The sequence below is a fragment of the Youngiibacter multivorans genome (assembly GCF_017873395.1).
GTDB classification, from domain to species: Bacteria; Bacillota; Clostridia; order Clostridiales; family Clostridiaceae; genus Youngiibacter; species Youngiibacter multivorans.
The window spans coordinates 58,921-83,893 of sequence record NZ_JAGGKC010000012.1; the positions used below are offsets into that span (position 1 = coordinate 58,921).

Sequence of the window (24,973 nt, forward strand, 5' to 3'; positions counted from 1 at the left end):
GTTGGATTAGAGTTTTCACGGCCAAAAAGGAGATGTGTCCATGTATGCATTTAGGGTAAACGGAAAAGAGACAAGTACGGCTCAGGATATGGGTCTCATGAAATATCTGAGGGAGGAGCTGGGCCTTACATCGGTCAAGAACGGCTGCAGCGAAGGTGCCTGCGGCACCTGCTCGATACTTCTTGACGGAAAGCTTACAAAGGCCTGCGTCCTTACTACCGCCAAGGTGGCGGGAAAGAGCGTCGAGACTTTGGAAGGCTTCACTGAAAGGGAAAAGGAAGTATATGCCTATGCCTTCGAGAAGGCAGGGGCTGTCCAGTGCGGATTCTGCACACCGGGAATGATAGTAGCTGCCAAAGCTCTCATAGATGTCAATCCCGACCCAACTGAGGAAGACTGCAGGAAGGGTATAAGAGGAAACATATGCAGATGTACTGGCTACGTCAAGATAGTTGACGCAATGCTGATGTCTGCGAAGATCCTCAGAGAAGGAACCGCTATAGAAGCAAGTGACAAGTCAGGAGTATACCATAGCGTGCCCCGTGTGGATGCCAGGGCCAAGGCTCTCGGTACAGGAAAGTACGTGGATGATTACAAGATTGACGGAATGGTATACGGAAAAGCTCTGAGGACAAAGTTCCCCAGGGCTACAGTGCTTTCTATTGATACGAGCGAAGCCTCTCTCCTTCCTGGAGTAATTGGCGTCTATACTGCCAAGGACATCCCGGGACACAGATACATCGGCCACCTGGTGAAGGACTGGCCGGCGATGATAGACATCGGAGAGACCACAAGGTACATAGGAGATTCTGTGGCCCTTGCGGTTGCCGAAACCGAGGAGATACTTGAAAAGGCGCTTGCACTGATCAAAGTGGAATACGAGGAGCTAAAGCCAATAACATCACCTGCCGAATCACTGGCAGAGGGTGCACCATTGATCCACGAAAAGGGAAACCAGCTGTCATTCCAGCAGCTTAAGCGCGGTGACGCTGAAAAGGCCCTGAAGGAATCGGTCCATGTGGTCGACATTACCTTCAACACCCCTGCCACTGACCATGCCTTCCTTGAGCCTGAATGTGCGATAGGCATCCCGGTTGGAGATGGCCTTGAGGTCATAACCGCGAGCCAGGGAATATACGATGAGCAGAGGGAAGTTGCAGAGGTCTGCGGAATACCAATTGAAAAGGTAAGGATAAGGAGCGCTTATGTAGGCGGTGGCTTTGGAGGCAAGGAGGACATGGTGGTTCAGCATCATGCGGGACTTCTGGCCTATCTTGTGCAGAAGCCTGTCAAGGTTAGGTTCTCCAGGGCTGAAAGCCTTGCGATACATCCTAAGAGGCACCCAATGGAGATGCACTTCACAGTGGGCTGTGACGAAAACGGAATACTTCAGGGAATGAAGGCAAGGATAGTGTCAGATACAGGAGCTTACGCCTCCCTGGGCGGACCTGTTCTGCAGAGGGCATGCACGCACGCTGCAGGACCCTACAACTACCATAATGTCGATATCGAAGGCCGTGCGGCATACACCAACAATCCTCCTTCAGGAGCCTTCAGAGGCTTCGGGGTCACCCAGTCCTGCTTCGCAATGGAGAGCTGCCTGAACGCTCTTGCAGACAAGGTCGGCATATCCCCATGGGAGATCAGGAGAAGAAACGCCATTAAGCCTGGGGATGAGCTGCCAAACGGCCAGATAGCAGACGGAGGAACAGGTTTCATTGAAACCCTTGAAGCCGTCAGGGAAGAGTTTGACAGGTACTGGAATGACCCAGCCTTTGCTGTTGGCCTTGCTTCAGGAATGAAGAACGCAGGATTAGGCGTCGGAGTTCCGGATACCGGAAGGTGCAACATAGCGATCAGGAACGGAAAGGCACATATAAGAAGCAGTGCAGCCTGCATAGGACAAGGGATAGGAACGATAATGCTCCAGGTACTCTGCGAAACTACCGGATTGACAATGGACCAGGTAGTCGTTGAGAATCCTGACACGAAATATACCCCTAACTCAGGAACAACCACCGCATCAAGGCAGACTGTATTCACAGGTGAAGCGGTAAGGACTGCAGCCCTCCTTCTCAAGGAGCAGCTGGACAAGGGAAAGAGTCTGGCAGAGCTCGAAGGTGAGCTCTTCAAGGGAGAGTACTCCTTCAAGTCAGACCCTATGGGATCTGACAAGCCGAATCCTGTGAGCCACGTATCCTATGGCTTTGCGACCCAGATGGTAGTCCTCGACAAGGAAGGAAAGCTAGTGAAGGTCATTGCGGCACACGACCTTGGACGTGCGATCAATCCGGTTGCGGCAGAAGGTCAGATAGAAGGCGGAGTTGTTATGGGTCTGGGTTATGCCCTTACTGAGGATTTCAAGCTTGAGGCCTCTGTCCCCAAGGTCAAATACGGGACACTTGGACTGTTCAAGTCAACCCAGGTACCTGAGGTCAGGGCAGTGCTCGTTGAAAAGAACGAAGATTCTTTAGCCTACGGCGCAAAGGGAATTGGTGAGATAACCACGGTGCCTACGGCACCAGCAGTCCAGAATGCTTATTTTAATCTGGACAAGAACTTCAGGACAAGACTTCCTCTGGAAAACACATTTTATAGAAAATCTAAGTAGAAAGTGATTGTGTGATTTCCTGCAGCTAAAGTCTGCAGGAAATTCATTTTATCCGGCTTTCAAGGAGCAATTATGGAGCGTTTTTCAGCGGATCTTGGAACCCTAACAAATGAAGTCATTGCAATAACCGGCACAGGCGGCAAGACAACCCTCATGTTCAGCCTGGCCCGCCAGCTCTCGAAGGGCAGGAAGGTGCTGGCAACCACCACCACAAAGATAATGCTGCCCTCAAGGAACGAGTATGACAGGCTGTATGTTGATATTGAGGAACTGAAGCGTGAAGAAGGGAAATTTGAATTTGGACTTGTTGTTGCAGGAGGTCCTGTAAACAGTGACGGAAAGCTGACCTCAATATCAGATGAAGACCTTGGGAAGCTCCTCCCCTTTTTCGATACTCTGCTTATAGAGGCTGACGGTTCAAGGATGAAGAAGCTTAAGGCCTGGAGGAGTAATGAGCCTGTCGTTCCCTCATTCACTTCAAAGACTATTGGGATAATTCCCATAACATGCCTCGGTATGAGGATAGATGGTGAGCACATACATAATTTCGATTTGTTCGGGGAGTTTTTAAGTGGTGAAAAAAGTGTTACGATGGAGGTACTAAAGCGTTTAGTCCTGTCTAGGGACGGACTCTTCAAAAACTCCACCGGTGAAAGGATACTTGTCATCAACCAGGCAGACGATCAAAGCCTTCATGAGGCTGCACTGAAGCTGTCAGAGATGATTGAACAGGAAGATACCGGACACCTTATATCCAAGCACTTCATACTGAGTCTGGAGGCGATAAGCCATGGCGATTACAGCCATTATACTTGCCGCAGGCTATGGCAGGCGGATGAACGGAAATAAGCTCCACAGACTTGTCCGGGGAAAGGAAATGATTGAACGGGTGCTTGAGACGGTAGCTGCACTTCCCGAAGTAGACGCTCTTGTGGTGACAAACGATCGAAAGATCAAAGAAAAGGCGGAGTCACTGGGAATAAGGGCAGCTGAAAATAAAGATGCGATAGACGGACAGAGCACATCAGTAATAAGCGGGGTGCTTTCAGCAGATTCCAAGTCATCAGGATATCTCTTCTTCATGGGAGACCAGCCGTTCATATCACAATCCACAGTGATGAGGATAATTGATGAGGGCATGAATAATCCAGGATGCATCATAATCCCTAAATCAGGAGACAGGACAGGAAGCCCTGTTCTATTCCCCTCTGAATTCAAAGATGAGCTGCTAAGTCTTACAGGAGATACAGGAGGGAAAAGCGTATACAGGAAATATCCGGAAAGTCTAAGGTTCGTTGAGGTAGTGTCAGAATTGGAGCTGCTCGACGCCGACACCCCGGAAGACATAGAAATATTGGAAAGGACAGGTGAATGAAATGAACAACCTGGTAATAGTCAGAGGCGGAGGAGACCTTGCATCCGGAGCCATACTCAAGCTTCACAGAAGCGGCTTCAGGGTCCTTGTACTTGAAAATGATGATCCAAGCTGCATCAGGAGAAGCGTATCCTTCGGCGAGGCGGTCCACACCGGATCGGTAACACTCGAAGGCACAACAGCGGTATTTGCAAAGAGCACCGCCGAAATCGGAGCAATATGGGACAAGGGTCAGGTACCTGTCCTTTCAGACGAGTACGGCTTCATTCTTTCCATACTTAAGCCAATGGCTGTAATCGATGCAATAATCGCGAAGAAGAACCTTGGTACCACTAAAAAAATGGCGCCGGTCACCATAGCACTGGGACCTGGCTTTGAAGCCGGGGTTGACGTTGATACTGTAATTGAGACTAACCGTGGCCATGACCTCGGAAGGCTCATATTCAAGGGTACTGCCTCGGAAAATACAGGGATACCCGGAATAATCGGCGGAATTGGAATCGAGAGGGTCATATACAGCAGCAAGGAAGGCAAACTTACACATACTAGGAAAATCGGAGACAGGGTCGCAAAGGGCGAAACCATAGCTGTGATCGATGGAACTGATGTTGTTGCCTCCATAGACGGAGTGCTCCGCGGCCTGATAAGGGAAGGAATTGTAACTGAAGGCCTGAAGATTGCAGACATCGACCCCAGGGAAGGTTCTGAAGAATATTGCTTCACCATCTCGGACAAGGCCAATGCACTTGGCGGTGCTGTCCTTGAGGCTCTGCTCATAGGGATGAAGCAGCATGGCTTCATCCTAGACTAGAAATCATACTAAATCATTGACCAGAAAGGAAACAACGAATGAAGCTTATAAGGACTGCAGATGCCGTTGGGCATGTACTTTGCCATGACATCACGCAGATAATAGTCGGTGAAACAAAGGCCCCCATATTCAGGAAGGGCCATGTGGTCACTGAAGAGGACATTCCTGTCCTGCTTAGCGTAGGCAAGGAAAATCTGTACATTTGGGAAAAGCAGGAAGGCTTCCTGCATGAGAATGATGCCGCTCTTGTCCTTGCGGGACTCTGCGGAAAATCTGGAATGACCTGGTCTCCCGTGAGGGAAGGGAAGGTCGACATCACAGCTGATTACGACGGCCTGTTCAAGGTTGACGTGGAGCGTCTCTTTGAGGTCAACATGGTCGACGAGATAATGATAGCCACAAGGAAGACCAACACCGTCGTCAGAAAGGGCGACAAGCTGGCTGGAACAAGGATAATACCTCTGGTGATAGATGAAAAGAAGCTGGAGGAAGCAAAAGAATTGGCTGGAGATACTCCCCTCCTTTCAATAATGCCATTTGGCAGTAAGAAGGCCGGAATCGTCACTACAGGCAGCGAGGTATATCATGGCAGGATAAAGGATACCTTCGGTCCTGTCATAAGAAAGAAGCTTGCAGAGTTTGATGTTGAGGTCCTGGGCCAGACAATAGTCAATGACGATATTGAAATGATCAGGGAAGCAGTCTTAAGCTATATTGAAAAAGGCGCAGACATGGTCTTCTGCACCGGAGGCATGAGCGTGGACCCTGACGATGTGACTCCATCAGCTATCCGAAGTACTGGAGCTGAAGTCGTGACCTATGGCTCACCAGTCCTTCCGGGTGCCATGTTCCTCCTCTCATACTATAACGGCAGCATACCGGTGGTTGGACTTCCTGGCTGCGTAATGTATGAGAAAAGGTCAATATTCGACCTCATACTTCCGAGGCTCATAGCCGATGACAGGATGGACAAGAGAGATATTGCGAGGCTTGGACATGGCGGACTCTGCCTTCATTGTGAGGTATGCACCTTCCCTAACTGCGGATTCGGAAGTTCAGGCTGATAAGCAAAGCATTTACGAATTATCATGTCAGTCGCAAACCCTAAACTTTATTGTCAGTTTTATCAGAATATGGAATTTTTTTTCATATAATCAACTGAACCATGGTACAATTAATGTGCCATACTCAAAAGATAAAGGAGAGAATTAAATGAAGAATTGTCTAGTAGCACAGTCAGGAGGACCAACCTCCGTGATCAACGCTTCAGCGGTTGGTCTCTATCTTGCAAACAAGGAAAATGGCCACTTTGACAAGGTCCTTGCAGGCCTTAACGGCATTGAGGGAGTACTCAGGGAGGACTTTTTCGACATGTCCGAGCTTACAGATGAAGAGGTTGAGCTTCTTAGAACAACCCCATCAGCCGGCCTAGGCTCCTGCAGATACAAGCTGAAGGACAGCACAGTGAACAAGGAAGAATACGAGAAGCTTTTTGACATATTCTCGAGACATTCCATCGATTCCTTCTTCTACATTGGAGGCAACGATTCACAGGACACAGTGAAGAAGCTTTCCGCCTATGCAAAGGAGAACGGCTTTGATGTAAGGATTAACGGCATACCCAAGACGGTCGACAACGACCTGATGGTAATAGACCATACGCCAGGCTTCGGCTCGGCTGCAAAATACATTGCTACAAGCGTGCTTGAGAGCTATCTCGATTCACTTGTATACACCAACAACGGAATCTTCATAGTCGAGACCATGGGCCGTGATGCCGGATGGCTTGCAGCATCTGCCTGCCTTGCAAGGTACAATGGCAGACAGTGTGCAGACTTCATACTTCTTCCTGAGGTACCGTTCGATGAGGCTGCCTTTGCCGCAAAGGTAAAGGAAACCTTTGAAAAGAAGAACCATGTGTACATAGTTGCTTCAGAAGGCGTCAAATATCCTAACGGCGACTTCCTTGCTGCAACCAAGGCACAGAGCCATGACAGCTTCGGTCACGCTCAGCTTGGCGGAGCAGGAAATGCCATAAAGGCAATAATCGAGGCAAATGGAATAACCAAGAGGATCAAGGTACTTGAATTGTCAGTCCTTCAGAGATGCGCATTCCATGCAGTTTCCGAGGTTGACCTCGAGGAATCGGGTAAGCTTGGAAAGACCGCCCTTGAGCTTGCAGCTGCAGGCGAGACAGGTAAGGTTGCAATACTTGTAAGGGAATCTGACGAGCCGTACAAGGTCAATTTCACCTCCACAGACGCAGCGAACATTGCCAACAAGGTCAAGTACTTCCCTGCTGAATGGGTCACTCCTGACGGCTTCAACATCAAGGAAGAGGCACTCTCGTATTTCGTACCTCTCGCAGGAAAAATGCCTGAGTACAGGGTAATCCACAAATACCATAACATGTAGGATCGCAGGCTGGCGTTGCCAGCTTACTGATGACAGGACGGCTTTTGCCGTCCTTTTACTTTGCTGAGGACTAAAAATCAGGCTTGGATGAAAGTACTCAATTTATCACTATTTCTATATATCACGTTCCCACTTATCGCATAAATAACAAAATTTTAATCGCCCATTAATATAGATTTGGTATAAGTAAAAGGAGGAGTGATCATATATGGATTCAGGTAATAACAACAAGGGCGGCTTCACCATCAATTTCGGTCCGGGCACAAGGCGTGGAACCTCAAAGGGTTTCAAGGAAGCATATGCAGATTTGAAGAGGAAGATCATAATCCGCGACAGCAACCGGAAAGGGAAAAATCCTTTTTTCATTCTGCTTGCAGCGGTTGCCATAATGTTCGTACTGTTCTTTCTGACTCTGCCTGCGCTAAACTTCATGGCACCAGAATTCTATACGTTTCTTATAACAGGTATTCTGGTATATAACGGACTGAATCTTGTTGCCGGAAAAATGCCTATTCTTAAGACCGGAGTCGTTTCAGCGGTTGCAGTAGCACTGCTTATAGTAGTGCCAGCTGTTCTGGGATTCCTGTCACAGCCGATATTCCGGGCAAAATCATACTCTGCGCTCATACCGGTAACGGATGCAAGCTTTGCCGATACAGTAAAGGAAGTAACCTATGACAAGGTCCCTGTTGTAGACAGGGAAGCTGCGGCAATAATCGGGGCAAGGCAGATGGGTTCAGTACAGGAAGTTGTCTCACAGTTTGAGATCAACGACAATTACACCCAGATCAACATCAGGAACGTGCCTGTCAGGGTATCTCCGCTTGCTTACTCAGACATCATTAAGTACATCATCAATGCGAAGAACGGTATCCCTTACTACGTCAAGGTAGATATGGCTACCCAGGAGGCTGACCTTATAAAGCTGGTCAATCCTCTGAAGTACTCAAAAAGCGACTATCTTATGAGGGATATATATAGACATATCAGGTTCAGATACCCCACCAAGATGTTCGGGGAAACCAACTTCGAAGTGGATGATGAAGGCAGAGGCTTCTACATAACCTCAGTCCTTACAAGGCGCATCGGCTTCTTCGGTGGAACCGACGTAAAAGGTGCAATAGTCACAGATGGAAACACCGGTGAGTCAAACTATTATGAGGTTGATCAGGTCCCGGCATGGGTAGACAGAGTGTACCCTTCTGACCTCATAATCCAACAGCTTGACTTCAAGGGAAGCTACACTGATGGATTCTTCAATTCAATCATCGGACAGAAGAACGTTACCCAGACAACTGAAGGGTATAACTATGTACCGCTGAATGATGACATATACCTTTTCACAGGTGTAACTTCAATCAGAAGCGACTCTTCAAACCTTGGCTTCTACTTCGTAAACCTAAGGACAAAGGAAGCAAAATTCTTCTCAGTCCCTTCAGCTGATGAGGTTTCGGCCATGAATTCAGCGACAGGGCAGATACAGGAGAAGAACTATACGCCGACCTTCCCTGTCCTGCTCAACATTAAGAACCGTCCGACCTACCTCATAGGCCTCAAGGATGCTTCAGGCCTTGCCAAAATGTTCGCTCTGGTCGATGCTGAAAACTACCAGCAGGTAATCGTAGGCAATACAGTCCAGGAGATCATCAGAGAATCTAACCTGAGAACGGATACTTCGGGTCAGCCTGGGGCTGATGCAAAGGAGAAGACCATACTTATCGAGGCAATCGAGAGCGTAGTCATTGACGGCAACACGATCTTCTTCATAAGGGCAGCGGATGATGACCTGGTATATACGGGAACTGCCAAGGCTTTAGGATCGTCAATAATATTTGCGAAGCCTGGAGATACAATAAATATCTTTGGCAATCCAAGAGAAAGCCAGTTCGACATCCTTGAGATAAGGCCATAATCTATCTAGAAAGTTAGATTGTCCAAGAATCAAAATATAGCACAAAAAGGAAGCCCCTGATTTCAGTGGCTTCCTTCCATTTGCATACAAATTGGTTTTGAAAACATGACAAGCTCAGTTCAGTTTTTAAAGGGTATTTTATCCAAGCTCAAGTATGTCATTTTGCATATTCTGGAGCTCCTCGAAGCTTTCGCTCCTGAACAGGAACGCATAGTCACCAAGTGCTGGTGAGAAGATTCCTGCCACAGGTTCATGTATCAATATGGCCTCGCCGTATTTTTCCAGTATGTCATCAAGCACATACTTGTAGTACTTGCTCTTTCTTCTGCCAGCATAGCCTACGTAGTATTTCCTGTCCAGGTCAGCAGACAGCATCTTTCCTGATGCAAGCCTTGCATACTCCTTGTAGAGGTCTGCATCGTTAGCATAGTTGAACATGTCCATGGAGAGCCCTCCGGGCGGTCTTGTGTTGATTTCAAGGGCTACAAGCTTTCCGTCGTCAAGCCTGAAGAATTCGATGTGGAAAAACCTTTCCCTGAGCTCCAGCCCCTTGACTATCCTTGAACCAATATCGACCAGGTCTTTTGCCGGCTCTCTAAGCGAGTAGTAGAAGGCATCCAGCTGGTCGTTGACCATATCCATGACTCCAATGTTGTAGATGAACGAGGAGTAGAAGACGATGTTGCCTTCACTGTCAACCAGACCGTCAAAGGTATGGATCTCGCCGTTGATGAACTCCTCAATGATGAATTCCCTGTTTGGCTTGTTAAGGAAAAACTTGATCAGGTCTTCCCGGTTGTTCAGTTTGTAGGTATGCTCAGCGCCTACGCCTATATCCGGCTTCACGCATACAGGATAGCCTGTCTCAGCTATGAAGGCTTCAGCCCCTTCAAGGGTTGCTATTACAGTACCTCGTATGAAGTTGGCACCTGCCTCCTGGAAGACGTTCTTCATGACTGACTTTCTCTTGACCCTTGGCATGTCTTTTGTCTTGAAGCCAGGAATATTGAAGTCGGTCCTCAGCCTCGCATCCTGCTGCAGCCAGTATTCATTGTGGGATTCCAGCCTGTCTATCTTTCCGTGTTTGAATGAGAGATATGCCACGCCTTTGAACATCTCTTCATAATTCTCCATGCTGCCTACCTTGTAGTACTCTGACAGGGTATTCCTGAGCCTTGCTGACAGCATATCGTATGGCTCGCTTCCAAGCCCCAGGACATTTACCCCCTCTTCCTTGAGGGCTACTATGAAATTTTCGAAGTTTGAAGGGAAACTTGGGGATATGAATACGTAATTCATCTTGCACCGCCTTTTTGTCGCATCATTTGTAATATTAAGATAATTATAGCAAAAAAAATGACGATATTTCCATATCTCAAGAAATGTCCTTATTGATTAGCTGTCCCTATATGCAACTGTATAATACTTCAGAGAAATCCACCCAAAAACCAGCGACATTACGCAGATTCCAGCAAATTTCAAAATCCCGGAAACCGCCTGTTAAGAGCGTTTCCCGGGATTTTATCCAGCTTTTGGTGTCAAAGACCTAACATGATAATTCTCTTTTAGAAATGTCCTTTCTGGTAATACTGCTGAAGCACCAAGTCGACCATCATACCATAGCTCCTGACACCATCCACCTGTCCGTTGCCCTTCAGGTAAGTGTCGTTAATCTTCTCAGATATCTCCTCGGTCTTTCCCTCATACTGTTTCCAGAACTCTCCGTACTCATCTATGTCACCAAGGATATCCTCAGACATAGATGATATGAGCTTTCCGTAGAGATCAGAGTCAGCCCTTGCCAGTGCGTTCATTGAGCTTATGAGTGCAAGCATGACCCCGCTGTACCTGAAGTCAGAATCCGGATGGCTCCTTGAAACCATGAATGCAGCAAAGTTCGCCTCATCCTCATAGGCTATTCCTCTCTGGTGTGCCATTTCATGGAGCACTGTTGCGGGCAGAAGCAGGTCATGGACTGCAATATTGACATTTGCTTCCCCTGTAAATGGCATGTAGATCCCTGTTATTCCGGTATACAGCATGGGTCCTGACAGTAGGATAGGCTTGGCATCGCCATAGTCCCCTCTAAGCTCCCCTATCCAAGCATCATCATAGCCTGAGGCAGCCCTTTCTATTACACTTTCAGCGTCACCGGTGATTATCATCCTGCCATTGCTGGCAACATCTACATCAAGCCTTTCAGCGCTTGCTATTTCTGCAAGCTTTACCGTAACATCATACAGCTCCTTCGCCGAATACTCAGTATCTGAAAGTCCCGCCATCTCCCTTATCGATATCCTTGAGTAGTTCAGTCCCCAGAAGGAAACGAAAGCAGTATAGACTATGGCGAGAAAGACTGCAGTATTGAAAAGTCTCTTTGGCAGATTTCTGGTAAAGATGCCAATCAGCGTCATCAGCACAAGGTAAGTAAGAACAGCAATAAGTACGAAGAAAAGCACTTCTCCTACAGAAATTGGAAGAAGACCGGTTATCCTGCTTAGTAAGCTTATGAAAGACTTGTTAATTGATGATGAGTAATATCTCTCGAGGAGGTCAGGCCTGTAGGCAGAAAATCTGGCGAGCAGCATGAAAATGAGAGCGGAAGCTATCGCTGCCGCTCCGAATGCCAAGCCCTTATTTCCGTTTTGGTCTGCATCCCTCATATCTTACTCCTACTCGTATCTGAGTGCGTCTATCGGGTCCATTAGAGCTGCCTTCCTTGCGGGATATATCCCGAAGAATATGCCTATGGCCGATGAAAACAGTATTACTCCGATGATCTGTCCGACTGAAAGCACGGGTGTTACTCCTATCTGGTCTCCGCCGATGAGTGCCCCTGAAATCCCCACGACCATTCCCATGATGCCTCCAATGAGGGCGAGTATCACGGATTCTGTCAGGAACTGCACCAATATGTTTGTTGTCGTCGCGCCTATTGCCTTCCTGATTCCTATCTCCCTGGTCCTCTCAGTCACTGACACCAGCATTATGTTCATGACACCTATGCCTCCTACAAGTAGGGATATGGCTGCCACGGCACTGATGAATGAGGTGAAGAGGCCTATGATGTTGTCTACCTGGTCGAGTGTTCTCAGGAATGAGTTAGCCTGGTAAATGTCCCTGTCCTGTGCATTCTTCCTGGCATTAAGTATGCTTACCACTTCCCTGGCAACCTCTTCGGTGTTTTCCTTTGCTGTGCTTGAGACGTAGAACGAATTGATTATCCCGTCGCCTACGCCCATGTTTGTAAGCAGCCCGTACGGTACGAACGCAAAGGCTGGTATGTTGTCACCGAAGTTTGAAGATCCGGCTAAAGGGTTAACGCTTTCGGTAACTCCAACAACTGTGACGCTCTTCTTTGCCGAGCCTGCTCCAAGCACTATGTGCTCTCCTACTATGTCAGATACCCTGCCAAAAAGGTTAATTGCGCCATTTTCGTCTATAACGACAACAGCCCTTGAGTCCTCGTACTCACCTTCTGTGAAGAACCTTCCCTCCGTGAACTTCAGGTCCTGTATCCTGCCAAGGTCCTGGCTTCCAGCTGAGATAACCGTGGTCTTGGTGGTTGTCCCCAGGCTGATGCTTCCTCTTCTTTGCTCGGTCGGGGTAGCATATTTTATGTTTGCTACCCTCTCCTTGACATACTCGATGTCAGCAAGTGTGAAGTAGTCAGAGGAGGTAACATCCTCTCCTGATACCCTTACATCTATGGTGGTGGACCCTATGCTTTCAAATGTGCTTATTATGTACTGCCTGCCGCCTTCTCCAAGCGACAGTATTGCAATTACAGAGGCAATACCGATTATTATTCCAAGCATGGTAAGGAAAGACCTCATCTTGTTGGAGATTATGCTGTATACGGCTATCTTGAAGCTTTCTCCTAATCTCATATGTCCTCCTTACGGTGCCGTAGGATATTCCTCTGGTGGAATGTCCTTCAGAACCCTTCTGTTCTTGACTTCGTTATCCTCTACCACTTTACCGTCCTTGAATTTTACAATTCTCTTCAGGTACTTTATGTTCTCCGGCTCATGGGTGACCATGATAATGGTTGCTCCTTCATCGTTCAGGTCCTGGAATATCCTCAGTACATCAAGTGAGGATTTCGTATCGAGGTTTCCTGTTGGCTCATCAGCCATGATTACGGCCGGCTCTATTGCTATAGCCCTTGCTATTGCAACCCTCTGCTTCTGGCCTCCGGAAATTTCGTTTGGCTTATGCATGGACCATTCGAGGAGACCTACCTTGGCTAATGCCTTCTTGGTCCTCTCAGCCCTCTCATGACGTCCCATGCCAGCATAAATCATAGGAAGTTCAACATTCTCATACACTGTGAGTCTCGGCAGGAGATTGAAGGACTGGAACACGAAGCCTATCTTCCTGTTCCTTATGGCAGCTCTTTCATTGTCAGTAAGCTTGGCTACCTCTTTGCCGTCAAGAATGTAAGAGCCTGATGTCATGGTATCCAGGCAACCCAGGATATTCATCATTGTGGATTTACCAGAGCCTGAAGGTCCGAGTATTCCTGTAAACTCGCCTTCCTCTATCTTAAGGTTGACCCCGTCAAGAGCCTTGAAGCTTATGGCTCCGGTCTCGTATATCTTGACTACATCCCTGATTTCTATCACTTTACATTTACCGCCTCTCCGCTTGCAAGCCCTTCGGGAGGATTCAGAACTACCATCGCCCCTGCTTCAAGACCTGACAGGACCTCGACAGCGGAGACAGATGACAGGCCTGCTTCAAACTCCCTTTCGGTTGCAATGCCGTTCTCTACGGTGAATACTGTAGTGATTCCGCCCTTCTTGAATATGACGGCTTCAACCGGAACTGAAACCACATCAGTCCTTTCATCAAGGGTAATTTCTACGTCAGCCGAAAAATCAATTATCATACCTTGCGGTGAATCAACCTTTACCTTCGCACCCAGGGTAGGCTCACCTGAGGACACGCTGACGCCTGTCAGCGGGGACTGAGTTGATGTTGCAGCTGGATTAAGGTATGAGAGGGAGCCTGAATACTCCTTGCCGCCATAGGTTATCTTTGCAGGCATTCCAGGCGATACCTTTAGGGCATCATTCTGTACCAGCTCCACTGCTACATATACAGTCCTGTCATCCTTCACTGTGACTGCAGCCGTCTGTACTGTGGCATAGCTGCCTTCAACGGCTCCAACGTATGTGATTATCCCTGGGAATTCCGCGGTAAGTACACCCTTGGCAGAAACAAGCCTGTTTCTCGCGGTTGTAAGTGCCAGGTCAGCTGCCCTTATGGAGTTGTCCAGGAGCTTAACCTGTGAATCTGATACTGCAGGCACCTGTGCAAGTGCCTGTGAAAGCGATGATATGACAGTCGACAGCTCGTTCTGCTTTATGATCTCCTGGATTATTATCTTGAAGTTCTCACTGTTGAGTAGCTTCACGTCTTCTTCGCTCAGGGCAGGATCAGTTACTGCAGGCACTGTATCAGCAGGCACGCCTGTAGTCTTAATCTCTTCAATTATGGTGTCCACAAGCTCGGTGTTGACCAGATTCTTCTTTGCTTCCTCAACAGCTCTCTCAGAGGCTGCAAGTGCAGCTTTGGCTGCTGACAGCTGAGATTCCATTGTGCTCTTCGTCTTCCTTGCGGTTGCCGTGGCATCCGCTGCGCTGGCCCTCTGGAGTGACGCACTTGATTTCTGGATTTCCGCCTGCTTCACTGCAGTCTCAAGGTCAGTGGTATCAAATGCCACAAGCGGCGTTCCGGCTTCAACCCTGTCACCCACCTTGACATACACTTCCTTGACAAGGAGGTTGCTTCCAAAATAGGACTTGGAGTTTTCTGAGGTTATCTTTCCTGAAGACAGAAGAGTTGCAGTGATGTCACCTTTTTCAATCTCCCTGGTCCTGACCTCAGCAGGCACCACCCTGTTTGAATTGTATACCGCATATCCTGTTATCCCTGTGACTGCAAGGGCTATTATGCTGAGCACAGCAATGCTTCTCTTTCTCATATTTACATCTCCAATGCTTAAACTTTTTAAAATTCAATCCTATGCTAAATGTACTGCCAGAGATATAAAAAATGCTTAAGAATCGACTTTTAGCGACAATCCTTTCTCTTCCATAGCTGCCTTCAGGATCCCCATAGCCTTCTTCCCTATTCCGTGAAGCCTCAGGAGTTCCTTTTCAGAAATCCCCTGAAGGTCCTCAAGTGACCTTAAGCTTTCCCCTTCAAGTGCCCTCCCTGCAGGCCTTCCGATACCATCCGGGAAACCAGTCTTCTTTTCCATAGTTTAGATCTCCTTTACACCAAATGTTTGCCCCTTTCTTCACTCTCTAGTATAATTGTTTTTGGTGGAAACCGGGGAGGTGGAGTGAAATGATTGCTCTGTCATGCAAGGACATAAGACTAAGCTACGGAATAGACGTCATACTTGATGGAGTGACGTTCAACATAAATGAGGGCGACAAGGTAGCTCTGATAGGCGCAAACGGCGCTGGCAAGACTACCCTCTTCAGGATACTTACAGGCACGCTCCAGGAATTTACCGGAGATTTCTTCATAGATAAAGCAAAGACCCTCGGGTACTTATCCCAGGACCTTTCCCTGGATATGGGAAGCAATGTGTATAACGAGGTGCTTTCTGTCTTTTCTTCACTCACAACCATGGAGGAGAGGATGGTGACCCTTGAGTCCGAGATGGCAAAGCCATATGATGCATCAAACGAAGAATGGCATTCCAAAGTCATAACAGACTACACCAGGCTTCAGGAAATGTACGACATACATGGCGGCTACACCTACAAGGGTGAGATCAACAGGGTCCTAACGGGACTTGGCTTCGCCCCTGAAGACTATTCGAAGGACATATCCATACTCTCAGGAGGACAGAAGACAAGGGTAGCCCTTGGAAAGCTTCTGCTTTCATCCCCTGACATACTGCTGCTCGACGAGCCTACGAACCATCTTGACCTGCAGGCCATAGAATGGCTTGAGGAATACCTTGCAGGCTACAAGGGAACAATCCTGATCATATCCCATGACAGGTTCTTCCTGGATAAGATAACGACCCATACGTTCGATATGATCGGCGGGAAGGTGTACACATATAACGCACCCTATACCAAGTATCTGGAGCTTAAGAAGAAAAACTTCGAAGTTCAGATGAAGGCATACAACCAGCAGCAGGAAGAGATCAAAAGGCAGGAGGAGATCATCGAAAGATACCGCTCCTTCAACCGTGAAAAGAGCATCAAGGCAGCTGAATCAAGACAGAAACAGCTGGACAAGCTTGAAAGGATAGATGCACCGCCATCCGATGACAGGTCTGCAAAGATCTCACTTACCGCTGAAATAGAAAGCGGAAACGATGTGCTGATTGCCAAAGAGCTATCCAAGGCATACGGTGACCGGGTACTTTTCCATGACGTTGACCTGTTCATAAGGAAACGTGAACGTATCGCCCTGATTGGAGAAAACGGCCGCGGCAAGACTACCCTCTTCCGTATGATACTTGACAGGGTAAATCCGGACACAGGATACCTGGTACTTGGAAAGAACGTTACCTTAGGCTACTACGACCAGGAGCAGTCAGACCTCTCTGATGAGAAGACAGTCCTCGACGAGGTCTGGGACGATTTCCCGGAGCTGTCAACAAGGGAAGCGAGGACATACCTCGGCTCATACCTGTTCAGGGGAGACGAGGTGTTCAAGACCATATCGAACCTGTCAGGCGGCGAGAAGTGCAGGATAAACCTCCTGAAGCTTATGCTGAGAAGGTCCAACTTCCTTCTCCTGGACGAGCCTACCAACCATCTCGACATACCGTCAAGAGAAGCCCTTGAGGATTCACTCCTTGACTATGACGGAACCATGTTCGTCATTAGCCATGACAGATACTTCCTCAACAAGGTGGCTGACCAGATATATGAGCTTACCGAAGGCGGCATAGTCAAGTATCTGGGGAACTATTCCTACTATGTCGAGAAGAAGGATAATCCCGAAAGGTTCGCTGGAATCCCCATTGAGGAAAGACCATCAAAGACTCGGATAGTCGAGGAAAAGAAGAGGAAACGCGAGAAGGAAAAGGAAGAAAAGGACCGAAAGCTGAGGATCAAGGACCTGGAGACAAGGATAGAAAGCCTTGAAGACAGGAAGGCAACCCTTGCAGACGACCTGTGCAGGGAAGAGGTCTACTCAGACCCAATGAAGACCCACTCGATCAGCCAGGAGCTCAAGGACCTGGAAATCACCCTCCAGTCCCTGTATGAGGAGTGGGAGGAGTCACTGGAAGACAACTGAATACAAATTCAAGCATGAGCCATCGGATTCAGTCCGGTGGCTCTTTTTTCGGATCCACGTCCTTATCAGTCAGATTGCTGCTTGTTTATTTCTGACCTGTTCAAAGATTCTATCATTTTCCGATCATTTCCAACTTGAGAATAATTATCATTTATTTTTGAAATTTGACGTACGTCATAAAAATAGAGATGAATCAGGTATAGACTTTAGCCATGGAAAGAAATGAAAGGATGATGAAAATGAGAGAGATAAGGGACGGAATATTCTGGACAGGCAAGGTTGATGACAGGAAGGTGCCCTTCCACAGGCTGATACTTGAAAAAGGAACAAGCTACAACAGCTACCTCATAAAGGATGAGAAGAATGTTCTGATAGACACTGTAGACTTCATGTTCGGCAAGGAATTCACCGACAGGCTCGGAAGCGAATTCGACCTAATGAAGCTTGACTATATAGTCATAAACCATACGGAGCCTGACCATTCAGGAGCGTTGGGGTCGGTTGCCAGAAAGGCAAAAAATGCAACAATCCTATGCACGGAGATCGCGATACCTGAGCTCATGGAGATGTACAAGCTTGGTATCGAAAGATTCAGGGCAGTAAAGGATAACGAGACTCTTTCAATCGGTAGAAGGACCCTGAGGTTCCTCCACACTCCTTACCTCCACACTGAAGAGACAATGGTAACATACCTTGAGGAGGAAGGGATACTCTTCACCTGCGATATATTCTCCACTCACGTTGCAGATACAAGGCTTCTTGCAAGTGAGCTTGAAGCTGGCGAAAGCTTTGACCCTGACTTCATAGGCTACTACTCTCTGATCATGGATCCACACAGAAGATACGTGAAGCCACTGCTCGACAAGATAGAAGGCCTTGAAATATCTATGATTGCGACCTCACACGGTTATATTCTGGACAAGGAAGTAGACAGATATATCGGCATCTACAGGAAAAGCTCCGAGAAGGTAAAGGATGTAAGGACAGTGATACTCTATAACTCAATGGGCGGCAATACAAAGAGGCTTGCAAAGCTCCTTGGGGAAGAGCTTGAGAAGACAGGTATAAGCACAGAGGTAATTGATGCCAATGTAAGGCCAAGGGAAGAGATCCTTGCCAAGGTAATTGATGCAGACGGAATACTTGTCGGAGCCTCCACAAAGTATGCTGACATATCAGGAAACCTTGAGGGCATACTGGCGGAGCTCAAGGATATGGACCTTCAGGGCAAGGTCGCAGGCGCTTTCGGATCCTACGGATGGTCAGGTGAAGCAGCGCATGTGGTCCAGGATTATCTTAAGGAAGCTGGAATGAAGGTGCTCACCACAGAGGAAGCTGTCAGGACAACAGGAATGGATGATGTCTCATTCCCGCTGAGGGTCAGGTTCAGGCCAGAGGACAGCATGGATGCTGTAAGGGCCGCAGCAGCCTATTTTGCAGACAAGGTAAGATACTAGAAAGAAAATACCTGCCATTTTTGCAGATCGATATGCTGAGCATGAACTCATCAGGCACATTTTCCCGGAGGATTCAGGATAAAGAACAACTTAACGAATACAATAATTGCTAAAAGTCGAGAAGCCTCTCTCAGGTTAAGTTAACCCGGGAGAGGCTTCTATTATTCAGTCAGTGTTCATTTATATCTTTTTCCCGCTAGAAAATGATGAATCCAGCCAGTCCAGACAGAACAACGATCAGTATCGGGTCCGCATTGAACCTGAAGCTTGCGATGAATGCAGCAAGGAAAATGATTACGCTCCAGACTCCTGTGAATACATCTCCCATCAGCAGCACAGCTGCGGCTGCTATAAGGCCTACGGCACCCAGCCTGATTACCTTCAGGGTACCCTGGACGTATATTCCGTCCTTGTATCTCATGAAAAGCCTTGAGATCACATATATTATGATTACTGATGGCAGTATGACTCCGAATGTCGCGAAGGTTGAACCTAAAATACCGGCAGTCTTATACCCCACATATGTAGCTGAATTTATCGCTATCGGGCCCGGTGTCGCCTGACTTATACCTACTATGTTTATGAAGGATTCAGCGGTTAGCCAGCCATGGACGGTGACAACCTCCCTTTGGATGAGGGGAAGCATGGCATATCCGCCGCCAAAGCTGAAGAGTCCGATCTTGAAGAAGGTGATGAACAGTTCAATCAGTATCGCCATTTATCCTTTCCTCCCTTCAAGCTTTGTCTTCACTATCCCGAGCAGTATGAACCCGATTATAAGGTAAATCGGAGTCACTCCCAGAAATCCTACTAGTATTACCGCAGATAATGGTATGTAGAAGTTGCTTCTGTTCATCTTTGCTGTCCTTGACATGGTTATTACAGGGGCTGCAATAAGGGCCACTACTGCAGGCCTTATACCCATGAACACCTGCTCGACTGCTGGATGCTTCTCTATTCCAAGGAATACTGAAGCGACAAGTATTATTATTCCGAACGAAGGAAGTGTCGATCCAAGCACAGAGGCGATTATTCCCATTACGCCCCTTACCTTGTAGCCAACAAAGACGCTAATGTTTACAGCAAGAGGTCCTGGTGCCGACTGGGCAATTGCCACCATATCAAGGAAATCCTCCTCGCTTATCCATTTCTTTACCAGGACAACCTCTCTCTGTATTAGAGGAAGCATGGCATAGCCACCACCTATGGTGAACGCCCCTATCTTGAAAAATGTCAAGAACATGTCAAAAAGCAGCTTCATATATCTCCTCCTGCAGCCAAAAACTATTCTGGCTTATAATCCCATGTGCCATATTGAATGGTTGCCTTACAAGAACAAATATAGCTGTTTATTTTAGTTAAGTAAAATAGTATAATTTTATAAACAACATAATAATTTCATTATGTATTGGAGGCAATCATGACTCTAAGGCACTTAAGGATATTCGTGAAGGTTTGTGAAACAGGGAGCGTCACACTTGCGGGAGAGGAGCTTTTCATCGCTCAGCCAAGCGTCAGCCTCGCCATTTCAGAGCTGGAATCGTATTATGGGACTAAATTCTTCGACAGGATAGCGAGGCGGCTCCAGATTACCGAATCAGGAAAGTTCTTCCTTCAGTATGCGAACCACATAACCGCACTATTCGATGAGATGGAAAAGGGTCTTAAGAACATTGATGCGACGGGAACCATCAGGATAGGCTCAAGCGTCACCATAGGCAACTATCTGCTTCCAGGGTATATCAAGGCTTTCAGGGAAATCTATCCTGATATAAGGATTGAGGCTGTAGTCGACAACTCAGACAGGATCGAGGAGCATGTGCTTAAGAATCGACTTGATTTTGCTCTTGTGGAGGGTACAGTCCATAGCGAATACATCACTCACAAAAAATTCATGGACGACGACCTTGTTGTCATCTGCGGAAATGCACATCGACTTGCAGACAAGAATGATGTCACCCCTCAGGAGCTTGCTGGCGAGGACCTGGTGCTTAGGGAGCGTGGCAGTGCTGGAAGGGAGACTTTGGAGGGTATATTCTCGTCCTTTGGCTTTGAAATGAAACCTTCCTTCGAAAGCATAAGCACACAGGCAATTGTCAAGGCTGTTGCGGCAGGACTTGGTGTATCCTTTCTCCCCTATCTTCTTGTGAAGGAGGATATTGATGCCGGGAAGATAAGGATGCTCAGACTTAAAGGAGCAGCCTTCGAGAGGTGCTTCAGGATCATCCATCATAGAAACAAGTTCATTACCCCAGGCATGCAGGCATTCATGGACTTGTGCAAATAAAAAGACTGTTCCATACCGGTCATCCGGTCTGGAACAGTCTTATCTTACTTTACAGTCTCATATCTCCAGTTCATTATGCCGCCCTTCATGTCCTTGACATCTGAAAAGCCTGCACTCCTCAGGAAGCTTGCAGCCCTTGCGCTTCTTGCGCCGCTGTGGCAGTATACGAGGACCTGCTTGTCCTTGTATGCCTCAATCTCCTTGAGTCTGGTGTCAATTACTTCTACTGGAACATTCTTTGCTCCCTTGATGTGTCCGCCTTTGAACTCATCCTTGGTCCTTACGTCCAATATGAGAACTTCCTTGTTTCCTATGTTTTCCTTGAGTACTTCAGGTTCTACTTTGTTTCCGCCACCAAATAATCCAAACATATTATTCTTCAACTCCATTTTTAATATTCATATATTGCAATATTAGAATATATGAAAGTTCCGTCCCTGTCAAGTGAAAATTTCAATCATTCTTCAAAAGGATTATCCATATGTGTCCCGTCACAGAATGGTTTGTTCCTGGACTTTCCGCATCTGCAAAGGGCGTACCTTTCCTTCACGAATGGCTTTATCCCCTCCTCATTGCGAAGCTCTATATTGCCGGTGACCTTGAAAGGACCGTTCTTCCTGTAGGATATTCCGTCTTTGATATCTGCCTCGAAGGTGTTCCCGTCTTTAAGTTCGTAGTCAAGCGCACCTGACGGACAGGTCTCTATGACCTCCGCTATTTTCTCCCATTCTGCCGCATCAGCCTTTATCCATGGCCTTCTGTCCCTGTCGAACACCATTGGCAGCCCTTTCAGGCACCTTCCACTGTGATAACAGAGCACTGAATTGAAAATTATTGTTATTCCATTCCCCTGATACCTTCTTATCCTTGAAGTAGGGCAGTCTTCGCTCCTCTCCTCGTCAAGTCCCTCCTCGTTATGGGACCCGTCGCAGAAAGGCTTCCTTTTGGATTTGCCGCATCTGCAAAGGGATGCGACTTCTCTTACATCTATTTCGCCTTCACCGTCTATCGTTATCTTTTTTACGTTGACCGCAAGATATGGTGTATTTCTTGAAAATATGATCATAGGATCCTTCTCCATAAATATCAGCTCCAAATCCTTTTAGCTTGATTATACTATCTTTGCACTCTTTTGGACAATAAGACGCCGCAGACCTTTTGCCTGCGGCGTCTTGTTCTATCATTATGGATTTATGGTCTTTCTCTGAGTGTCACCTGAACCTGTACGTATTCACCGTTCCTGTATACCTTTAGGGTTATCGTTTCGCCGGCCTTCTTCGTATCTCTCAGCGTATTGAGCTCTGAGACTGTCTTGACTGCCTTGCCTTCGAATTCCGTTATCACGTCATTGATTTCAAGGTCGCTTTCCTCAGCAGGGCTGCCCTCCTGAATTTCAAGTATAAGTATGCCTTCAGGCATGTTTCTTTGCTGAGCTGTTGCAGCATTGATTTCCCTGCCTGCTATGCCTACATAAAGTGCCTTCTGGGAAAGCACGTTAAGCTTTGACTTAAGGTCGTTTATAGGTATCGCAAAGCCAATTCCTTCAACAGTCGAGTCGGATATCTTCGCTGAATTGATTCCAACGACCTCTCCGTTTCCATTGATCAGTGGTCCTCCTGAATTTCCGCCGTTAATCGCGGCATCTATCTGGATGTACTGGTAGGATGAATTCCCTATGCTTATTGTCCTGTCAAGCGCTGAGACAACTCCCGCCGTAACAGTGCCTGCAAATTCCTTTCCAAGGGGGTTTCCGATCGTAACAACCGTCTCTCCCACTCTCATTGCGTCTGAGTTTCCAAGCTTTACAACACCAGGCACCTCAATGTCGCCTGTTATCCTTATTACAGCAAGGTCTGCAAGCGCATCATAATTGATTACTGAAGCGTCCACAACCTCTCCGGTATAAAGTATCACCTTAAGCTCAACTGAGCCTTCGACAACATGATAGTTGGTGGCTATGTATCCTTCCTCGTTCAGGATGAATCCCGTGCCGATTACTTCCTCCGTTCCACCCTGAGGATTGAAGAAGCTTGCTCCTGCAGGCACCTGAGACGTGACTGTTACAACTGCAGGCTTTACCATGTCAACAATTTCAGGTATTGTCAGACCGTCTGAGGCAACCACAGGTGTTGCAATATATTCAGTCTTCGTCTGAGATTCCGCTATAAGTTTTCCGAGCCTGCTGTTTTCAAACAGTGCCGTACCAGGCAATATGTTATAGGCACTATGGATGCCGAGAGCCGTTCCAAGCAGGGTGAAAACAAGAGCTATGGCAATTGCTGTCATTGCTCCAATTCCCTTCCTCTGCGGCTCCGGAGGATAGCTTCCACCTCTTACACGGAACTCTGGCTGCCTTATTGGCCTTTCATCCTGTGCAGGCGGAACGTACTTCCTTCTCTCCCATGGTGCGGTGGGTTCTTCAGAAACAGCATCCTCACTAATCTCTGGTTCAGCCTCAATAAATGACTCCGGTTCTGTTTCAGGGTTATTGTCCGGAACCTTTTCAAATTCTGCTGTATCCTCTATATCTTCCGGGATTTCATTCCCGATTATCCTGTCTTTTTCTTCATCCATCATTTGAAACCTCCTGTATGATTTTTCATACTCTTATGATAAGCCATGAATGTTACAATTTCGTGACGCCATGAAATTCTTTACTGTGGCCTTGAGCAGCTATAAGCAATCTGATTCTGAAGCAATTTCCCCAGGAATCATTCAAATATCTTCAATTTATAAGCATAAGAATCAAAATAGCCTAACCACACTTTTCTCTTTGTGTGGTTAGGCTGTAAATCACCTTGACATAATCGAATTGCTTGACTGTTTTAAAGGTCAATCCTCTTTAGCTTCTTCATAAGTCCGTTCAGTATCGATATGACATCTTCAGATCTTTCCAGAAGTATTTCTTTCACGCTGTCACTGACTATCACGGTTTCCTGGTCTGATGAATAAGACAGGATCTCCGACTGCTTCATATCCTGGAGATGCCTGTTTGTAGTCATGAGATAGACCGGCCTCACTCCTAGGGCACCGTCGACAGCTTTTATTGCATCAAGGGCAGACATTTCAGCCAGTTCTGCCTCGAAGGCCTTAAGGTGTGCATTCGTAAGCCAAAGGTTCGAATAGAAATCCAGGTCGGCATCCGAATCGATGTCAACTTCCCTGTTGAACCTAGCTACTCCGGCATTGCTCAGGATTCTCGGTATACCGAAGGTACCAAGTGTCCTTATTTCCTCCATTCCTTCCCTGGAATCTTCTATATAGGTATCCATGGTCTCTGAGCCTAATGCTGGACCCACAGGATTGATCATTATAGCTCCAAGGACCTCGTCTGGATACATGTTGATGAACTCCTGCATGACAAGACTTCCGAACTCTTCGCCTACCAATATGTAGCCTGTGGACCACCCGAACTTCCTGAACATGAAATGAAGGTCTTCTGCAAGCTCCTTAGGTGACTTGGCATCTCCGTCTGTAGAGCCATATCCGGGCCTGTCGAAGAAGAACAGCTTATGGTCTTCTCCAAATGCCTCAGAAAGGGCTTTTCTGCTCAGCATGGACTCGCCTGCGGCTCCGGCTACTATTATCTTGTAGCCCTTACCTGCGGTTGCTTCATAGTTATAGCCTATGCCGTTTACGGTAATGCTCTTTCCAGGCGCTGCGCCAACATATTTCCTTGCCTCGCCGTTTTCATACATATATCCGAATATAAACAGGGCAACTACGAAAAGAACTGAGGCCCTGATGATGTTAGCTTTGTTGATAATCTTCGTCTTCTTGAACCTGTGGAGACTGTTTGAATTCTCTATATGCCTCATCCAT

At 47.3% G+C, this 24,973-nt stretch carries 22 protein-coding genes; 10 read left to right on the forward strand and 12 right to left on the reverse strand.

Annotated features, from left to right (window positions below):
- Nucleotides 1-40 precede the first annotated feature (40 nt).
- The 7 genes from xdh (at nt 41) to J2Z34_RS08515 (ending at nt 9,124) form a co-directional block, all read left to right on the forward strand.
- A complete protein-coding gene (xdh, locus tag J2Z34_RS08485; protein ID WP_209459433.1) occupies nt 41-2,611 on the forward strand; it encodes a selenium-dependent xanthine dehydrogenase in 2,571 nt (856 codons plus the stop codon).
- A gap of 72 nt (nt 2,612-2,683) precedes the next feature.
- Nucleotides 2,684-3,460, forward strand: coding sequence for a selenium cofactor biosynthesis protein YqeC (gene yqeC, locus J2Z34_RS08490; protein ID WP_209459434.1), 777 nt, complete (start codon nt 2,684-2,686; stop codon nt 3,458-3,460).
- A complete protein-coding gene (locus J2Z34_RS08495) occupies nt 3,402-3,986 on the forward strand; it encodes a nucleotidyltransferase family protein (RefSeq protein ID WP_209459435.1) in 585 nt (194 codons plus the stop codon). Before yqeC ends, J2Z34_RS08495 begins: the two co-directional genes overlap by 59 nt.
- Before the next feature lies 1 nt (nt 3,987).
- Nucleotides 3,988-4,797 carry a selenium-dependent molybdenum cofactor biosynthesis protein YqeB gene (gene yqeB, locus J2Z34_RS08500; protein ID WP_209459436.1) on the forward strand — a complete coding sequence of 270 codons (810 nt, stop codon included), beginning with the start codon at nt 3,988-3,990 and terminating at the stop codon, nt 4,795-4,797.
- Between the two features lie 38 nt (nt 4,798-4,835).
- Entirely contained in the window at nt 4,836-5,861 is a 1,026-nt protein-coding gene (locus J2Z34_RS08505; RefSeq protein WP_209459437.1) for a molybdopterin-binding protein, read from the forward strand.
- A 148-nt stretch (nt 5,862-6,009) separates the two neighbouring features.
- Entirely contained in the window at nt 6,010-7,212 is a 1,203-nt protein-coding gene (locus J2Z34_RS08510; protein WP_209459438.1) for a 6-phosphofructokinase, read from the forward strand.
- A gap of 208 nt (nt 7,213-7,420) precedes the next feature.
- Complete coding sequence (locus J2Z34_RS08515; RefSeq protein WP_209459439.1) at nt 7,421-9,124, forward strand: hypothetical protein; 1,704 nt, start codon at nt 7,421-7,423, stop codon at nt 9,122-9,124.
- A gap of 138 nt (nt 9,125-9,262) precedes the next feature.
- Here the strand turns inward: J2Z34_RS08515 and J2Z34_RS08520 are convergent, their stop codons facing one another.
- From J2Z34_RS08520 to J2Z34_RS08545, 6 genes are all read right to left on the reverse strand, one after another.
- The gene (locus J2Z34_RS08520) at nt 9,263-10,423 is read right to left on the reverse strand and encodes an ATP-grasp domain-containing protein (RefSeq protein ID WP_209459440.1); all 1,161 of its coding nucleotides are present in this window, start codon (nt 10,421-10,423) and stop codon (nt 9,263-9,265) included.
- Between the two features lie 266 nt (nt 10,424-10,689).
- On the reverse strand, nt 10,690-11,787 hold the full coding sequence (locus tag J2Z34_RS08525) for a DUF3810 domain-containing protein (protein ID WP_209459441.1): 1,098 nt from the start codon (nt 11,785-11,787) through the stop codon (nt 10,690-10,692).
- A gap of 9 nt (nt 11,788-11,796) precedes the next feature.
- The gene (locus J2Z34_RS08530) at nt 11,797-13,014 is read right to left on the reverse strand and encodes an ABC transporter permease (protein ID WP_209459442.1); all 1,218 of its coding nucleotides are present in this window, start codon (nt 13,012-13,014) and stop codon (nt 11,797-11,799) included.
- A 9-nt stretch (nt 13,015-13,023) separates the two neighbouring features.
- A complete protein-coding gene (locus J2Z34_RS08535) occupies nt 13,024-13,752 on the reverse strand; it encodes an ABC transporter ATP-binding protein (protein WP_209459443.1) in 729 nt (242 codons plus the stop codon).
- On the reverse strand, nt 13,749-15,116 hold the full coding sequence (locus tag J2Z34_RS08540) for an efflux RND transporter periplasmic adaptor subunit (RefSeq protein ID WP_209459444.1): 1,368 nt from the start codon (nt 15,114-15,116) through the stop codon (nt 13,749-13,751). The genes J2Z34_RS08535 and J2Z34_RS08540 overlap by 4 nt, the downstream gene beginning before the upstream one ends.
- A gap of 75 nt (nt 15,117-15,191) precedes the next feature.
- The gene (locus J2Z34_RS08545) at nt 15,192-15,395 is read right to left on the reverse strand and encodes a helix-hairpin-helix domain-containing protein (protein ID WP_209459445.1); all 204 of its coding nucleotides are present in this window, start codon (nt 15,393-15,395) and stop codon (nt 15,192-15,194) included.
- An 89-nt stretch (nt 15,396-15,484) separates the two neighbouring features.
- On the opposite strand from J2Z34_RS08545, the gene J2Z34_RS08550 reads away from it, so the two are divergent.
- Nucleotides 15,485-17,407, forward strand: a complete 1,923-nt coding sequence (locus J2Z34_RS08550; protein WP_209459446.1) for an ABC-F family ATP-binding cassette domain-containing protein — start codon at nt 15,485-15,487, stop codon at nt 17,405-17,407.
- A 230-nt stretch (nt 17,408-17,637) separates the two neighbouring features.
- Nucleotides 17,638-18,864: an FprA family A-type flavoprotein gene (locus tag J2Z34_RS08555; protein ID WP_209459474.1), complete on the forward strand. Its 1,227-nt coding sequence runs from the start codon at nt 17,638-17,640 to the stop codon at nt 18,862-18,864.
- Between the two features lie 196 nt (nt 18,865-19,060).
- On the opposite strand, the gene J2Z34_RS08560 is transcribed toward J2Z34_RS08555, so the two are convergent.
- Together J2Z34_RS08560 and J2Z34_RS08565 are read right to left on the reverse strand one after the other, a co-directional pair.
- Nucleotides 19,061-19,582 carry a chromate transporter gene (locus tag J2Z34_RS08560; protein WP_245250577.1) on the reverse strand — a complete coding sequence of 174 codons (522 nt, stop codon included), beginning with the start codon at nt 19,580-19,582 and terminating at the stop codon, nt 19,061-19,063.
- The gene (locus J2Z34_RS08565; protein ID WP_209459447.1) at nt 19,583-20,125 is read right to left on the reverse strand and encodes a chromate transporter; all 543 of its coding nucleotides are present in this window, start codon (nt 20,123-20,125) and stop codon (nt 19,583-19,585) included. It lies immediately after the preceding gene.
- A 159-nt stretch (nt 20,126-20,284) separates the two neighbouring features.
- Between J2Z34_RS08565 and J2Z34_RS08570 the strand changes: the two genes are divergently transcribed.
- Nucleotides 20,285-21,151, forward strand: a complete 867-nt coding sequence (locus tag J2Z34_RS08570; protein ID WP_209459448.1) for a LysR family transcriptional regulator — start codon at nt 20,285-20,287, stop codon at nt 21,149-21,151.
- A 44-nt stretch (nt 21,152-21,195) separates the two neighbouring features.
- On the opposite strand, the gene J2Z34_RS08575 is transcribed toward J2Z34_RS08570, so the two are convergent.
- The 4 genes from J2Z34_RS08575 to J2Z34_RS08590 all read right to left on the reverse strand — a co-directional run bounded on the left by J2Z34_RS08575 (nt 21,196) and on the right by J2Z34_RS08590 (nt 24,969).
- Complete coding sequence (locus J2Z34_RS08575) at nt 21,196-21,522, reverse strand: rhodanese-like domain-containing protein (protein ID WP_209459449.1); 327 nt, start codon at nt 21,520-21,522, stop codon at nt 21,196-21,198.
- A gap of 86 nt (nt 21,523-21,608) precedes the next feature.
- On the reverse strand, nt 21,609-22,247 hold the full coding sequence (locus J2Z34_RS08580) for a CDGSH iron-sulfur domain-containing protein (RefSeq protein ID WP_209459450.1): 639 nt from the start codon (nt 22,245-22,247) through the stop codon (nt 21,609-21,611).
- Between the two features lie 95 nt (nt 22,248-22,342).
- A complete protein-coding gene (locus J2Z34_RS08585) occupies nt 22,343-23,728 on the reverse strand; it encodes a S1C family serine protease (protein ID WP_209459451.1) in 1,386 nt (461 codons plus the stop codon).
- Between the two features lie 248 nt (nt 23,729-23,976).
- Nucleotides 23,977-24,969, reverse strand: a complete 993-nt coding sequence (locus J2Z34_RS08590) for an alpha/beta fold hydrolase (protein WP_209459452.1) — start codon at nt 24,967-24,969, stop codon at nt 23,977-23,979.
- Between the last annotated feature and the right edge of the window lie 4 nt (nt 24,970-24,973).